The sequence below is a fragment of the Bradyrhizobium sp. KB893862 SZCCT0404 genome, from assembly GCF_018130885.1.
GTDB lineage: Bacteria > Pseudomonadota > Alphaproteobacteria > Rhizobiales > Xanthobacteraceae > Bradyrhizobium > Bradyrhizobium stylosanthis.
In genome coordinates, this window is the sequence record NZ_JAFCLT010000008.1 from 17194 (window position 1) to 31771 (window position 14578).

Sequence of the window (14578 nt, forward strand, 5' to 3'; positions counted from 1 at the left end):
CGCGGCGCACCGCGGCCATTGTCCAGCCGCATGAGGCGCCTCGCGCGACTCGCCCGGATAACGACAGTGCCTTCCATGGTATTGTCCCGGCAGGGGGATTCGCGCCTGCCAACAGAGATGCGTGCTTATGAAAATCACCCGCCTGCGCCTTCACGGCTTCAAGTCCTTCGTTGAGCCCACGGACTTCGTCATCGAGCCCGGACTGACCGGCGTTGTCGGCCCCAACGGCTGCGGCAAGTCGAATCTCGTCGAGGCGCTGCGCTGGGCGATGGGTGAAACCTCGTACAAGAGCCTGCGCGCCGCCGACATGGACGCGGTGATCTTCGCGGGCTCCGGCAACCGTCCGGCGCGCAACCACGCCGAAGTGACGATGACGATCGACAATGCCGATCGCACCGCGCCGGCGGCGATGAACGACAGCCAGCTGCTCGAAATCTCGCGCCGCATCGAGCGCGAGGCCGGCTCGGTCTATCGCATCAACGGCCGCGACGTGCGCGCCCGCGACGTGCAGATCCTGTTCGCGGATGCCGCCACCGGCGCGCGCTCGCCGGCGCTCGTCCACCAGGGCAAGATCGGCGAGATCATCCAGGCCAAGCCCGAGCAGCGCCGCCGCGTGCTGGAAGACGCCGCCGGCGTCGCCGGCCTCCACGCCCGCCGCCACGAGGCCGAGCTGCGCCTGAAGGCCGCCGAGACCAACCTCACCCGCGTCGAGGACGTGATCGGCCAGCTCTCCGGCCAGATGGAAGGCCTGAAGAAGCAGGCCCGCCAGGCCGTGCGCTACCGCGAGGTTGCCGCCAAGGTCCGCAAGGCCGAAGCCACCCTGTTCCACCTGCGCTGGATCGGCGCCCATGCCGACGTCAACGAATCCGGCCAGACCCATGATCTCGCCGTACGCGAGATGGCCGAGCGCACCCAGCACCAGGCCGAAGCCGCCCGTATCCAGGCGATCCGCGCCGCCGAAATGCCGGCGCTGCGCGATGCCGAAGCGCGCGCCGCCGCCGGCCTGCAGCGCCTGACCAATGCCCGCGAGCTGCTCGACCGCGAGGAAGAGCGCGCCAAGGAGCGCGTCGCCGAGCTCGAGCGCCGCCTCGCGCAGTTCGAGGGCGACATCTCCCGCGCCCAGCAGCAGACCATGGACGCCGACGTCGCGCTGCAGCGGCTCGACACCGAAGACGCCGAGCTGAAGGAAGAGATCAAGTCGCGCGTCGAGAAGCGTTCCGGCGTCGACGAGCGCGTCGGCGAAGCCGAGGCCGTGCTGACCGAAACCGAGCAGCAGTTCGCCGAGCTCACCACTGCGCTCGCCGACCTCACCGCCAAGCGCAACCAGCTCGAAGCCAACGTCCGCACCCATCGCGACAAGCTCGCCCGGCTCGACCAGGAGATCGCAAACGTCACCGCCGAAGAGCAGAAGCTCGCAGCCGATACCGGCGGCTTCGGCGATCTCGACGAACTGACCGCTCTGGTCGAGACCGCGGAGCAGACGCTGGCGGCCTCCGAAGCTGCGGCGCAGGCCAGCGAGGCCGCGCATGTCGCCGCGCGCCAGACGCTGGAATCCTCGCGCTCGCCGCTGGTCGAAGCCGACAAGCGCGCGCAGCGGCTCGAGACCGAGGCGCGCACCATCTCCAAGATCCTCAACGGCGAGACCAAGAATCTGTGGCCGCCGATCATCGACGGCATCACCGTCGACAAGGGTTTTGAAAAGGCGATCGGCGCCGCGCTCGGCGACGATCTCGACGCGCCCGTGGATCCGTCGGCGCCGATGCGCTGGACCAATGCCGGCGTCACCGAAGGCGATCCGGAGCTGCCCGAAGGCGTCACCCCGCTCGCCAACCACGTTCAGGCGCCGGCCGAGCTGGCCCGCCGCCTCGCGCAGATCGGCGTGGTGCCGCGCGAGCGCGGCGCCGAGCTGGTCTCGCAACTCAAGACCGGCCAGCGGCTGGTCTCGCCCGAGGGCGACGTCTGGCGTTGGGACGGTTTCGTCGCCGCGGCGCACGCCCCGACCGGTGCCGCGCGCCGTCTCGCCGAGCGTGCCCGTCTCGTGGACATCGAGAACGAGCTGGAGCAGGCCCGCATCGACGCGCAGATCAAGCGTCAGGCGCTGGAGAACGCCGAGTCCGAATTGCAGATGGCTGCGAGCACCGAAGGTGCCAGCCGCGAAGCCTGGCGCGCCGCGCAGCGCGAGCTGAACGTCGCGCGTGAACGTCATGCCACCGCCGAGCGCGAGATCAGCCGCCATGCCGCGCGCAAGGCGACGCTGTCGGAAGCGCACAGCCGTCTCGCCGCCGACCGCGCCGAGGCCGAAGCCGCCTACGAATATGCCGAGGCCGGCATCTCCGAGCTGCCGTCCAGCGAGGACACCGAGACCCGCCTCGCCGCCGTCCGCAGCGACATCGAGGCCCATCGCCGCATGGCCGCCCAGGTCCGCGCCGAGGCGCAGGCGCTGGCGCGCGAGGCCGAGCTCGCCGACCGCCGCGTGCAGGCGATCCTGGCCGAGCGCACCGAGTGGGCGAACCGCAAGGAGAGCGCGGCCTCCCACATCGACACCATCCAGGCCCGTATCGCCGAACTCACGATCGAGCGCAGCGAGCTCGAAAACGCGCCGCAGGTGTTCGCCGAGAAGCGCAGCGCGCTGATCACCGAGATCGAGTATGCGGAGAACGACCGCCGCATGGCCGCCGACGCGCTCGCCACCGCGGAAACCGCGATGGCCGAGACCGACCGCGTCGCCAAGCTGACGCTGGAGGCGCTCTCCAGCTCGCGCGAAGCCACCGCCCGTGCCGAAGAGCGCATGGAAGGCGCGCGGCGCCGGCTCGAGGACATCGAGCGCGAGATCCGCGACATGCTCGAGGTTGAGCCGCAGGCCGTCGCCGGCCTCGCCGAGCTCGAGCCCGGCGCCGAGTTGCCGCCGCTGCACGACATCGAGGAAGACCTCGAAAAGATGCGCCGCGACCGCGAGCGCCTCGGCGCCGTCAATTTGCGCGCCGAGGAAGAGCTGCGCGAGGTCGAGACCCAGCACACCGGCCTCGTCACCGAACGCGACGACCTGGTCGAAGCCATCAAGCGGCTGCGCCAGGGCATCCAGAGCCTCAACAAGGAAGCGCGCGAGCGGCTCCTGACCTCGTTCGAGGTCGTCAACAACCACTTCAAGCGCCTGTTCGTCGAGCTGTTCGGCGGCGGCGAAGCCGCGCTGCACCTGATCGAGAGCGACGATCCGCTCGAAGCCGGCCTCGAGATCATCGCCAAGCCGCCGGGCAAGAAGCCGCAGACGCTGTCGCTGCTCTCGGGCGGCGAGCAGGCGCTGACCGCCATGGCGCTGATCTTCGCAGTGTTCTTGACGAACCCTTCGCCGATCTGCGTGCTGGACGAAGTCGACGCGCCGCTCGACGACCACAACGTCGAACGGTACTGCAACCTCCTGCACGAGATGACCGGCTCGACCGATACGCGCTTCATCATCATCACGCACAACCCGATCACCATGGCGCGGATGAACCGTCTGTTCGGCGTCACCATGGCCGAGCGCGGCGTGTCGCAGCTGGTGTCCGTCAGCCTGTCCGAGGCCGTGGACATTCTCGACCAGAACGTGGCGTGATATCTCCGGCGTCATTCCGGGGCTCGCGAAGCGAGGACCCGGAATCTCGCGCGACAATCTCCAGATCCCGGGTTCGCGCTTCGCGCGCCCCGGGATGACGGTGGGCAAGCATGATCTCACCCACCCTCCCCGCCGAACTGAAAGCCGCCCTCGACGGCAAGCTGCAGGGCTTCTCCCGCACCGACGCCGCACAGCGGTCGCAAAAAATCTCCACCACCTATCGCAAAGGCGGCGGCTCCGGCACGATCAAGTCCGAGGCCGATGCCCTCTCCTACGCGCTGGCACGCATGCCGGCGACCTACGCGGCGGTCGCTGCGAGCCTGAACGCGCTGACCGAGATCGTACCTAGCCTTGCCCCGGGAACCCTGCTCGACGTCGGCGCAGGTCCGGGCACCGCGAGCTGGGCCGCAGCCGAGGCGTTTCCGTCGCTGCAGGATTTCACGCTCCTCGACGCCAACGCCACGCTGAGCCGGCTCGCGCTTGACCTCGCGCGCGACAGCACGCGCCTCGCGGAGTGCCGCTACCTGCCGGGCGATGCGGGCGGCAACCTCGCTGAAGTCTCGCAGGCCGACCTCGTGATCGCCAGCTACATCATCGGCGAGCTCGGCGAAGCCGATCAGCGCAAGCTCACCGAGGCGATGTGGGCGAAAGCGCGCCACGCGCTGGTCGTGATCGAGCCCGGCACGCCCGCCGGCTATGCCCGCATCCTCGCGCTGCGCCAGCAACTGATCGCGGCCGGCGCTTTCGTCGCCGCGCCCTGCCCGCACGAAAAGCCCTGCCCGCTCGCCGCGCCCGACTGGTGCCATTTCTCCCAGCGCCTGCCGCGCTCGCAGGCGCACCGCCAGATCAAGGGCGCCGAGGTGCCGTTCGAGGACGAGCGTTTTATTTACGTCGCCCTCACCCGCACTCCGCCTGACAGCCGCGCCGCGCGCGTGCTGGTGCCGCCGGATGTCGGCAAGGCCGAGATCACGGCAAAGCTCTGCACCGAGGACGGTGCAGCACTGACCAAGGTCCCGCGCCGCGACAAGGCTGCCTACGCGAACGCCCGTCGCTGGCGCTGGGGCGACGCGGTGATTGCCGAAAGTTAACCTCGTTCGGGGCTTTCGCCTTGAACTCGGACGGTTCCTGATCCGACCAAGTCTTACCTCCGTTCCGCGCCGGGGCTCTCGCTCTGCGCCAATTTGGTTTACCCTAGCGCCCGCCTTCTTCCCCTTCAGGAGTTCTCCATGTCGACCGGCTGGATCGTTCTCGGCGTCATCGTCGTTCTCGTGTTCCTGGCGTTCAGCGCCTACAACCGCCTGGTCGCGCTGGGCCAGCGCGTCGGCCAGGCCTTTGCCGACATCGACGTGCAGCTCAAGCAGCGCCACGACCTGGTCCCGAACCTGGTCGAGACCGTGAAGGGCTACGCCTCGCATGAGCGCGGCACGCTCGACGACGTCATCAAGGCGCGCAATTCCGCCATCTCGGCGCAGGGCCCGGCGCAGATGTCCGCCGCCGAGAACCAGCTCTCCGGCGCGCTCGGCCGGCTGATCGCGCTGTCGGAGGCCTATCCGGACCTCAAGGCCAACGCCAATTTCCAGCAGCTCGCATCCGAGCTCTCCGACCTCGAGAACAAGATCGCGGCGAGCCGCCGCTTCTTCAACAATGCGGTCCAGGAATACAACACCGGCATCCAGCAGATGCCTGCCGCGCTGTTCGCCGGCATGTTCGGCTTCACCAAGAAGGACTTCTTCGATCTCGGCGCCAGCCGCACCGAGGTCGAGGCGGCGCCGCAGGTGAAGTTCTGATTGCCCCGCATGCCCATCGTTTTCCTCCGTCATTCCGGGGCGATGCGTAGCATCGAACCCGGAATCTCGAGGTTCCGGGTTCACGCCTTCGGCGCTCCCCGGAACGACGGACTTTGATAAAGACGCGTCATGGCCGCGTATGGTCTCTACACGCACATCGCCTCGAACAAGTTTCGTTCGATGCTGCTGCTCGCCGGCCTGTTCGCGCTGGTCTATGTGCTGGTCTATGCCGGCGCACTGGTCGCTGAAGTCCTGATCGACAGCAATCGCACCGTCGCCTTCTACCTGAGCCACGCCTTCAGTGACCTGAAGGTCGCTGCGCCCGTCGCGACGATCGTGACGGCGGTCTGGGTCGTGATCGCCTATTTCTTCCACCAGTCGATGATCGACGCGGTGACCGGCGGACACGACGTCACCCGGCAGGAAGAGCCGCGGCTCTACAACTTGCTCGAAAACCTCTGCATCTCGCGCGGCATCACCATGCCAAAGCTGAAGATCATGGACAGCCCGGCGCTGAACGCGTTCGCGACCGGCCTCAATCCGCGCCAATATTCGGTCACCGTCACCACCGGCCTCCTCAATGCGCTGAACGACAAGGAGATCGAGGCGGTGCTGGGCCACGAGCTGACCCACATCAGGAACGGTGACGTGCAGCTGATGGTGGTCGCCGTCATCATCGCCGGCGTGGTCGGCTTCTTCGGCGAATTGTTCTTCCGCGTGTTCACCAATTTCAGCTGGAATTCCGGCGGCTCGTGGTCCTCGGGCTCCTCCTCCTCGTCGCGCTCGTCGTCCTCGTCGTCGAGCGACAGCAAGAGCTCCGGCGGCGGCGCGGTGATCGTCATCATCATCGCGGTCGTGCTGATCGTGGTGGCCTGGCTGATGTCGCAGGTGGTGAAGCTGGCACTGTCGCGCTCGCGCGAATATCTCGCCGACGCCGGCTCGGTCGAGCTGACCAAGGATCCCGATGCCATGATCTCGGCGCTGCGCAAGATCGAGAATCGCGGCGAACTGCCGGGCGCGACCTCGGCGGTGATGGAGCTCTGCGTCGACAATCCGCGCGAGGGCTTTGCCGACCTGTTCGCAACCCACCCCTCGGTGCAGTCGAGGGTCGACGCGCTGGTCAAGTTCGCCGGCGGCCATGATCCCGGTCCGCTGCCCGACCCGGCCGAGGAGACGGATCAGTCCGAGACGGAACAACCCGCGGCGCAAGCCAATCCACAGGACGCCCCGCCGGCGCCCCCGCATGGCCCGTGGGGCGATGCGCCCGCCCCGGCCAGCCCACCGCCCATTCCCGCACCGAGCCCCTCAGGAGCCCCGGGCGGCAATCCGATGGGACCGTGGGGCCGTCACTGAGCGAGGTGATCGGCCGCGGTGCGTGGCGGGTTTCACACTGACCTGGAAAAACCTCGGGAATTGCCGCAAGCAGGGCTCGAGGAATTGAATTCTCCCTTGTTTCTGCCATGTTCGCGCCCAACAGCAGACTTGGGACCTTCTTGGGACATCGATTTGGGGCCCGGCCGATTGCGACCTCGCGATCGGGGGCGCGCGTTAGGGGACAGCAATGGCAAAGCCGGCAGTGGTTGTGGTGGGCGCGGACAAGGGCGGGGTCGGCAAGACCACGGTGTCGCGCACCCTGCTCGATTATTTCTCAGCCAACAACGTACCGACCCGCGCGTTCGACACGGAGTCGCCGCGCGGAACCCTGAAGCGCTTCCACCCCGATATCACCGAGATCGTCGACATGACGACGACGGCCGACCAGATGAAGATCTTCGACACGCTCAACGCGGTCAGCCCTTCGGTCACCGTCATCGACGTCCGCGCCGGCCTGCTCTCGCCGGCCCTGGCTTCGCTGCGCGACATCGGCTTCCTCGACGCCGCCAAGGCCGGCCAGATCACCTTCGCGGTGTTCCATATCCTCGGGCCCTCGATCGCCTCGCTGGAGGAGATCGCCGAGACCGCCGGCTTCATGACCGGCGCAAAATATTTCCTGGTGAAGAACTTCATCAACGACACCCAGTTCTTCCAGTGGGACCAGGCGACCTACAATTCCTATTTCCACCGCATCAAGGACGCCACCGAGCTGACCATCCCGAAGCTCAACGAAATGGCCTATGAGCAGGTCGAGGTGTCCTCCGTTCCGTTCCTGAAATTCGTCGCCAACAAGGGCATCAACGACGAGGCCGCGAACTATTCGTTCGTGCTGCGCGGCTATGTCCGGCACTGGCTGGCCAATGTCTGGAGCGAATACGACCGTATCCGCCTGACCGACATCGTCGGTTCGAAGCCCGCGACCCGCAACAGCGAAAAATAGTTGCACCACCCGGGCTGATACGGCTGGATTGGGGCGGCAAGTTCGCTCAGATAATAGCCGCAATGCCCGTGACACCCGTCTACATCATCTGCTCGCCCCGCCCGCAGGTCGGCAAGACCCTGCTGGCGCGGCTGCTGGCCGAATTCCTGCTGCTCAAGAACGGAAACGTCGCGGCCTTCGACGTCAATCTGAAGGAGCCGTCGCTGCTCGATTACCTGCCGAAGGTGACCGAGACCGCCGACGTGATCGACACCTACGGCAAGATGCAGCTGATGGACCGCGTCATCGTCGACGACGGCCTCGCCAAGGTGATCGACCTCGGCTTCCACGCCTTCGACGAGTTCTTCAAGATGACCGACGAGATCGGCCTGCTCAAGGAAGCGGCGCGCCGGCACGTCGCGCCGCAGATCATGTTCGTGGCCGATACCGACCGCGTCTCGGCCCGCGCCCACGAGATGCTGCGTGGGCAGATCCCACGAATGAGCCTGATCACGGTGGACAATGAATACGTCGTGCGCGGCGAGTTGCCGCCTGCGATGGAAGGCGGCCGGCTGTTCCGCCTGCCCGCCCTGCCCGGTTTCCTGAAGACCTATATCGACCGGCTGAACTTCTCCTTCACCGGCTATCTGCGGCAGGAGAAGGATTCCTCGACCGAGCTGCACCAATGGACCCGGCGGAACTACCTTGCGTTCCGGGAGCTGGAGCTCAACCTGATCCTGCAGCGGTCCTAGCGCGAAGCGCCCCTCGCCGTTCAGTGCCCCTCGAACGTCATCAGCGTGCGCACCGGCACGTCCATGGCGCGCAGCTTGGCGGCGCCGCCGAGCTCGGGCAGGTCGATGATGAAACAGGCGGCGACCACGTTGGCGCCGATCTGGCGCAGCAGCTTCACCGCGCCTTCCGCGGTGCCGCCGGTGGCGATGAGGTCGTCGACCAGGATGACGCGCTCGCCGGGCTGGATGGCATCGACATGCATCTCCATCTCGTCGATGCCGTATTCGAGCGAGTAGGCGATGCGCACCGTGGTGTGCGGCAGCTTGCCCTTCTTGCGGATCGGCACGAAGCCGGCCGAGAGCTGGTGCGCCACCGCGCCGCCGATGATGAAGCCGCGCGCTTCCATGCCTGCGACCTTGTCGATCTTGTTGCCGGCCCAGGGATTGACGAGTTCATCAACCGCGCGGCGGAACGCGCGCGCGTCCGCGAGCAAGGTCGTGATATCGCGGAACATGATCCCCGGCTTGGGATAGTCGACGATGGTGCGGACGCTCGCCTTCAGGTCGTGGTCAAAGGTCATTCGCTTCTCGTTTCGTTGTCATTTCGGCGCGGCTCAAAGAGCCGAACTCCGGTGCGCAATTGCGCACCTGAGAATCTCGAGATTCCGGGTTCGATGCTACGCATCGCCCCGGAATGACGAGCATGAAACATGCACTCAATTCGTCCCCGCATCCAGCCGGAACGCATTCTCGACAATCTTCAAGCCCACCTCGCCACTGAGCGACATCAGCGATTCCGGGTGGAATTGCACGCCGGCGACCGGCAGGGTCTTGTGCTCCAGCGCCATGGCAACGCCGTCCTCGGTGCTGGCGGTGACGCTCAGAACGTCCGGCATGCTGTCGCGCTCGACGAACAGCGAGTGGTAGCGGCCGATGACGATCTCGTTCGGCAGATTGCGCATCAGCCGTCCGCCGCGCACCTGCACCCGCGAGGGCCGGCCGTGCGCGGGATGGGTGAGCTGGCCGAGCTCGCCGCCGAAGTATTCACCAATCGCCTGCACGCCCAGGCAGACGCCGAACACCGGCAACTTCTTCTCCAGCGCCGCGTCGATCGTCTTCTTGATCCCGAAATCCTCGGGGCGGCCGGGCCCGGGCGACAGCACGAGCAAATCCCACTTCTTCTGCTTGAGCATGTTGAGCGCATGCACATAGCGGACCACGGTGACGTCGGCGCCGACCTGGCGGAAATAATCGGCCAGCATGTGCACGAAGCTGTCGTCGTGGTCGATCAGCAGCACCTGCTTGCCCGATCCGGTGGCATCGGGTGCGAAGGTCGAGAGGGGCTTTGGCGGATCGCCGCGCAAGGCCTGGAACAGGGCGGCGGCCTTGACCTGGCACTCGCGGTCTTCCGCGGCGGGATCGGAGTCGAACAGGCAGGTGGCGCCGACGCGCACTTCGGCGAGACCATCCTTCATGCGGATGGTGCGGATGGTGAGGCCGGTGTTGATGCTGCCGTCGAAATTCACCGCGCCGATGGCGCCGGCATACCAGCGCCGCGGCGAACGCTCGTGGTCCTCGACGAACTGCATCGCCCAGAGTTTTGGCGCGCCGGTGACGGTCACCGCCCAGGCGTGGGTGAGGAACGCATCGAGCGCATCGAAGCCCGGGCGCAGCATGCCCTCGACGTGATCGACGGTGTGGAACAGTTTTGAGTAGGTCTCGATCTGGCGGCGCGCCAGCACCTTGATCGTGCCTGGCACGCAGACGCGCGCCTTGTCGTTGCGATCGACGTCGGTGCACATGTTGAGCTCGAACTCGTCCTTCTCCGAGTTCAGGAGCTTGCGGATCTGCTCGGCATCGCCGATCGAATCCGTACCGCGCGCGATCGTGCCGGAGATCGGGCAGGTCTCGACGCGGCGCCCGTCGGAGCGCACGAACATTTCCGGCGAGGCCGAGACGAGGAATTCACCCTCGCCGAGATTCATCAGCGCGCCATAGGGCGACGGGTTGATGACGCAGAGGCGCTGGAAGACTTCGGCCGGCGAGCGGTCGCAGGGTTCGGCGAAGAGCTGGCCCGGCACGGCTTCGAACAGATCGCCGCGGGCAAAGGCGGCGCGCGCGGTCTCGACCGTGGCCTGATACTCGCCGGGGGCGTGATCGGCAAAACCCTGACGCGGCGTCTTCTGATACGGGCTGTCGGCGGTCTCGCGCGGCAGGCCTTCGGTCGATTTGCCCTTCCAGGCGAAGTCGTAAGAGAGCACCACGCCGCGGCCGGTGGCGCGGTCGTAGGCCAGCAGGCGATCGGGGACATAGAGCACGATGTCGCGCTGGTCGGCCTCGCGCGGACGCTTCTGCACGAGATCCTCGATCTGGAAGACGAGGTCGTAGGCGAAGGCGCCGAACAGGCCGAGCAGGCCGTCATCGTTGGCGGAGAAAGCGGCAATGATGTCGCGCACCAGCGACATCACGCTGGCGCGCCGGGTACGCTGGTCTTCCTCGACCGGCGCCTCGCCGCGGACGATGTGGCCGGCCAGGCGGTTCGCCGTCTTCTCGGAGATCACGACGCAGGGCTCGCGCAGCACGTCGCCGAGGAAGGCGATCAGCACCTGCCCGCGCCCGTTCAGCGCTTCCAGCCTGAAATCGACGCCCGTGGTCTCGAGCTTGAGCGGCGGATCGGAGAAGCCGAGGTCGAAGCTCTCGTAGCGGCCGGGCACGGTCGTGCCCGAGGACAGCACCACGCCGCGGCGGCGGTCGAGCAGGTTGATGAGATCGTCGAGCCTGTTGGCGCCGCCGGTAAACTGCTCCGCCACGCGCGTGATCGCCAGACCCGCGCGGGTCACGTAGTCGCTTCGGGCCGGGAGGGCAAAGACTGTCCTGTTCATGGGGTCCTCTTACGAAACTTGCCGAGGGAACGCCACACAGGACAAACGAGAAGGCCGCCGCGCTGTGCAGGCGACCTCAGACGATTTTGGGAAAAAAAATCGCACCGGCCACCTCTTAGGAGGTGCGCCACCAACGACGGGATGGGCGGGCTGCGGTGCTCATGGGCGGATACTCACCATGGCGAGGGGGCGGCGTCAAGGGTGGCACGGTGCCGTAGCCCGGATGGAGCGCAGCGTAATCCGGGGTTCGTGCCACGACGAGACAGCCCCGGATTACGCTGCGCTCCATCCGGGCTACAAGACTCCAGCGCCCCTACCCCAGATGCTTCCGGAAAAACTCCGTGGCCCGGCCCCAGGCCAGCTCGGCGGCTTCGCGGTCGTGCACGGCCTGGCGCTGCTCGTTGACGAAGGCGTGCTCGGCGTCATAGCGGAACAGCTCGAGCGACTTGCCGGCGGCCTTCATGGCCTTCTCGAAGCCGCTGACCAGCTCCGGCGTGCACCAATCGTCCTTGTTGGCGAAATGGGCCTGCAGCGGGATCTTGACGTCGGCGGGCTTGGCCGCCTGCTCCGGCGGGATGCCGTAGAACACGACGCCGGCGGCGAGCTCCGGCACATGCACCGCGCCGATGATGGTGACGGCGCCGCCGAGGCAGAAGCCGGTCAGCCCGACCTTGGCGCCGTTGCGCGACAGGTACTGCGCGGCGCCGCGCACGGTCTGCGTGGTGGCGTCCATGAAGTCGAGCGAGTTCATCTCTTTGCCGGCCGCATCCGTGTCGTGATACGGCACCACCTTGCCCTTGTAGAGATCGGGCGCGAGCGCATCGAAGCCGGCGAGCGCGAAGCGGTCGCACAGGCCCTTGATCTGGTCCGACAGGCCCCACCATTCCTGGATCACGACCACGCCCGGCGCGTTGCCGCGCGCGGCATTGGCGAGATAGCCCGAGGCGTCCTTGCCGTCCGGGCGCTTGAAGGTGACGGTGGTTCCCATGGTGGTCCTCCGGTGAGTGTCTGGGGGAGCGGTTGGCGGTATTTTGGCGGGTGCTGGCGCGTGAGGCAATCCACACTCTCGTCATTCCGGGGCGGTGCGCAGCACCGAACCCGGAATGACGGAGACCCGAGCAACAAAAAAGCCCCCTTGCGGGGGCTTCTTCATTTTCTGTCTCGCGCCGCTCAGTGCGAGTCGGCCCAGACCTTCTTCTTGGTGAAGTACATCAGGCCGGCGAAGATGATCAGGAACACGAACACCTGGAAGCCGAGGCGCTTGCGGGCTTCCATGTGCGGTTCGGCGGTCCACATCAGGAACGTGGTGACGTCCTTGGCGTATTGCGCGACCGTGGTCGGCGAGCCGTCGTCATAGGTCACCTGGCCGTCGCTGAGCGGCTTCGGCATCTTGATGGCGTGGCCCGGGAAGTACTTGTTGTAGTACGAGCCCTCCGGGATGGTGACGCCCTCCGGCACCTTCTCCTCGAAGCCCTGCAGCACCGCCGCGACGTAGTCGGGGCCCTGCTCCTGGTACTGGGTGAAGAAGTCGAAGATGAACCAGGGGAAGCCGCGTTTGTAGGAGCGTGCCTTGGTGATCAGCGACAGGTCGGGCGGCGCCGCACCACCGTTCGCCGCACGCGCGGCCTGCTCGTTCGGGAACGGCGAGGGGAAGTAGTCCGCCGCCCGGCCCGGGCGCTCGAACATGTCGCCCGCATCGTTCGGACCGTCCTTGACCTTGTAGTCGGAGGCGAACGCCGCCACCTGCGCCACCGAATAGCCGGGGCCGCCGGGGTCTCCGAGATTGCGGAAGGCGATGAAGGACAGGCCGTGGCAGCTCGCGCAGACTTCCTTGTAGACCTTCAGGCCGCGCTGGAGCGCACCGCGATCGAACTTACCGAAAGGGCCCGAGAACGACCATTTGTTGCCCGGAGGCTGGTCGCTGCCTTCGGATGCGCGCGCATCCTGCATGCTGCCGAGGAACAGCGCGCCGGCGGCGACGATGGCGACCATCACGGACGCCACGGCCTTGCCGCCCTTGCTCAGGATCGCCTCCGAGATCGAGTTCGGTACCGGCCGCGGCGTCTCGATGCGCGAGAGCAGCGGCAGCACGATCAGGAAGTAGGCGAAGTAGCACACCGTCAGGACCCGGCCGGCGATCACGTAGATGCCTTCCGGCGGCTGTGCGCCGAGATAGCCGAGCAGGATGCAGACCGCGACGAAGATCCAGAAGAACTGCTTGGCCAGCGGCCGGTACTTCGACGACCTCGTCTTGGCGGCATCGAGCCAGGGCAGGAAGCACAGGATGATGATCGCCGAGAACATCCCGATGACGCCCGCGAGCTTGTTCGGGATCGAGCGCAGGATCGCGTAGAACGGCAGGTAATACCATTCCGGCACGATGTGCGGCGGGGTCACGCCCGGGTTCGCCGGAATGTAGTTGTCGGCATCGCCCAGATAGTTCGGCATGTAGAAGATGAACCAGGCGTAGAGCAGCAGGAAGCAGCTGACGCCGAACATGTCCTTGATGGTCGCGTGCGGCGTGAACGGCACCGTGTCCTTTTCCGTCTTCGGCTCGACGCCGTCAGGATTGTTCTGGCCGGCGACGTGCAGCGCCCAGACGTGAAGCACGACGACGCCCGCGATCAGGAACGGCAGCAAATAGTGCAGCGAGAAGAAGCGGTTCAGCGTCGGATTGCCGACCGAATAGCCGCCCCACAGCAGCGTCACGATGCTCTCGCCGACATAGGGAATGGCGGAGAACAGGTTGGTGATGACGGTGGCGCCCCAGAAGCTCATCTGGCCCCAGGGAAGCACGTAGCCCATGAAGCCCGTCGCCATCATCAGGAGGTAGATGATGACGCCGAGGATCCAGAGCACCTCGCGCGGCTCCTTGTAGGAGCCGTAATAGAGGCCGCGGAGCATGTGGACGTAGACCGCGAAGAAGAACATCGACGCGCCGCAGGCGTGCATGTTGCGCAGCAGCCAGCCGAAGTTCACGTCACGGACGATCAGCTCGACCGACTTGAAGGCGAGATCGGCATGCGGCGTGTAGTGCATCGCCAGGATCACGCCGGTGAGGATCTGCATCCCCAGCATGAAGGAGAGGATGGCGCCGAAGGTCCACCAGTAGTTCAGGTTACGCGGGGTGGGATAGACGACGAAGGAAGAGTGCATGAGGCCGAGGATCGGCAGACGCCGCTCGATCCATTGCAGGGCCGGATTGCTCGGCTGGTAGTCGGATGGTCCGCTCATGATGCGATCCTGAGGAAATAGTACGACGAGACGGCGCGAAACTTCGGACGATGGTCCGA

The 14578-nt window shown here is 66.5% G+C and carries 10 protein-coding genes; 6 read left to right on the plus strand and 4 right to left on the minus strand.

Annotation, left to right across the window (positions count from 1 at the left end; all coding sequences use genetic code 11):
• Positions 1–127 precede the first annotated feature (127 nt).
• From smc to JQ617_RS27705, 6 genes are all read left to right on the plus strand, one after another.
• Positions 128–3592 carry a chromosome segregation protein SMC gene (smc, locus tag JQ617_RS27680; protein ID WP_212029089.1) on the plus strand — a complete coding sequence of 1155 codons (3465 nt, stop codon included), beginning with the start codon at positions 128–130 and terminating at the stop codon, positions 3590–3592.
• Positions 3593–3702: 110 nt separating this feature from the next.
• Positions 3703–4680, plus strand: a complete 978-nt coding sequence (locus tag JQ617_RS27685) for a small ribosomal subunit Rsm22 family protein (protein ID WP_212029090.1) — start codon at positions 3703–3705, stop codon at positions 4678–4680.
• Positions 4681–4818: 138 nt separating this feature from the next.
• The gene (locus JQ617_RS27690; protein ID WP_145667834.1) at positions 4819–5379 is read left to right on the plus strand and encodes a LemA family protein; all 561 of its coding nucleotides are present in this window, start codon (positions 4819–4821) and stop codon (positions 5377–5379) included.
• 129 nt (positions 5380–5508) lie between these two features.
• On the plus strand, positions 5509–6732 hold the full coding sequence (locus tag JQ617_RS27695) for a M48 family metallopeptidase (RefSeq protein WP_212029091.1): 1224 nt from the start codon (positions 5509–5511) through the stop codon (positions 6730–6732).
• 208 nt (positions 6733–6940) lie between these two features.
• A complete protein-coding gene (locus JQ617_RS27700) occupies positions 6941–7693 on the plus strand; it encodes a P-loop NTPase family protein (protein ID WP_212029092.1) in 753 nt (250 codons plus the stop codon).
• Positions 7694–7755: 62 nt separating this feature from the next.
• Positions 7756–8424, plus strand: a complete 669-nt coding sequence (locus tag JQ617_RS27705) for a P-loop NTPase family protein (protein WP_063692048.1) — start codon at positions 7756–7758, stop codon at positions 8422–8424.
• Positions 8425–8444: 20 nt separating this feature from the next.
• On the opposite strand, the gene JQ617_RS27710 is transcribed toward JQ617_RS27705, so the two are convergent.
• The 4 genes from JQ617_RS27710 to fbcH all read right to left on the minus strand — a co-directional run bounded on the left by JQ617_RS27710 (position 8445) and on the right by fbcH (position 14519).
• Positions 8445–8984, minus strand: a complete 540-nt coding sequence (locus JQ617_RS27710) for an adenine phosphoribosyltransferase (RefSeq protein ID WP_063692050.1) — start codon at positions 8982–8984, stop codon at positions 8445–8447.
• A 135-nt stretch (positions 8985–9119) separates the two neighbouring features.
• The gene (locus JQ617_RS27715) at positions 9120–11285 is read right to left on the minus strand and encodes an anthranilate synthase component I (RefSeq protein WP_212029093.1); all 2166 of its coding nucleotides are present in this window, start codon (positions 11283–11285) and stop codon (positions 9120–9122) included.
• 313 nt (positions 11286–11598) lie between these two features.
• Positions 11599–12273: a dienelactone hydrolase family protein gene (locus JQ617_RS27720; RefSeq protein ID WP_063692054.1), complete on the minus strand. Its 675-nt coding sequence runs from the start codon at positions 12271–12273 to the stop codon at positions 11599–11601.
• 182 nt (positions 12274–12455) lie between these two features.
• A complete protein-coding gene (gene fbcH, locus JQ617_RS27725) occupies positions 12456–14519 on the minus strand; it encodes a cytochrome b/c1 (RefSeq protein ID WP_063692055.1) in 2064 nt (687 codons plus the stop codon).
• Between the last annotated feature and the right edge of the window lie 59 nt (positions 14520–14578).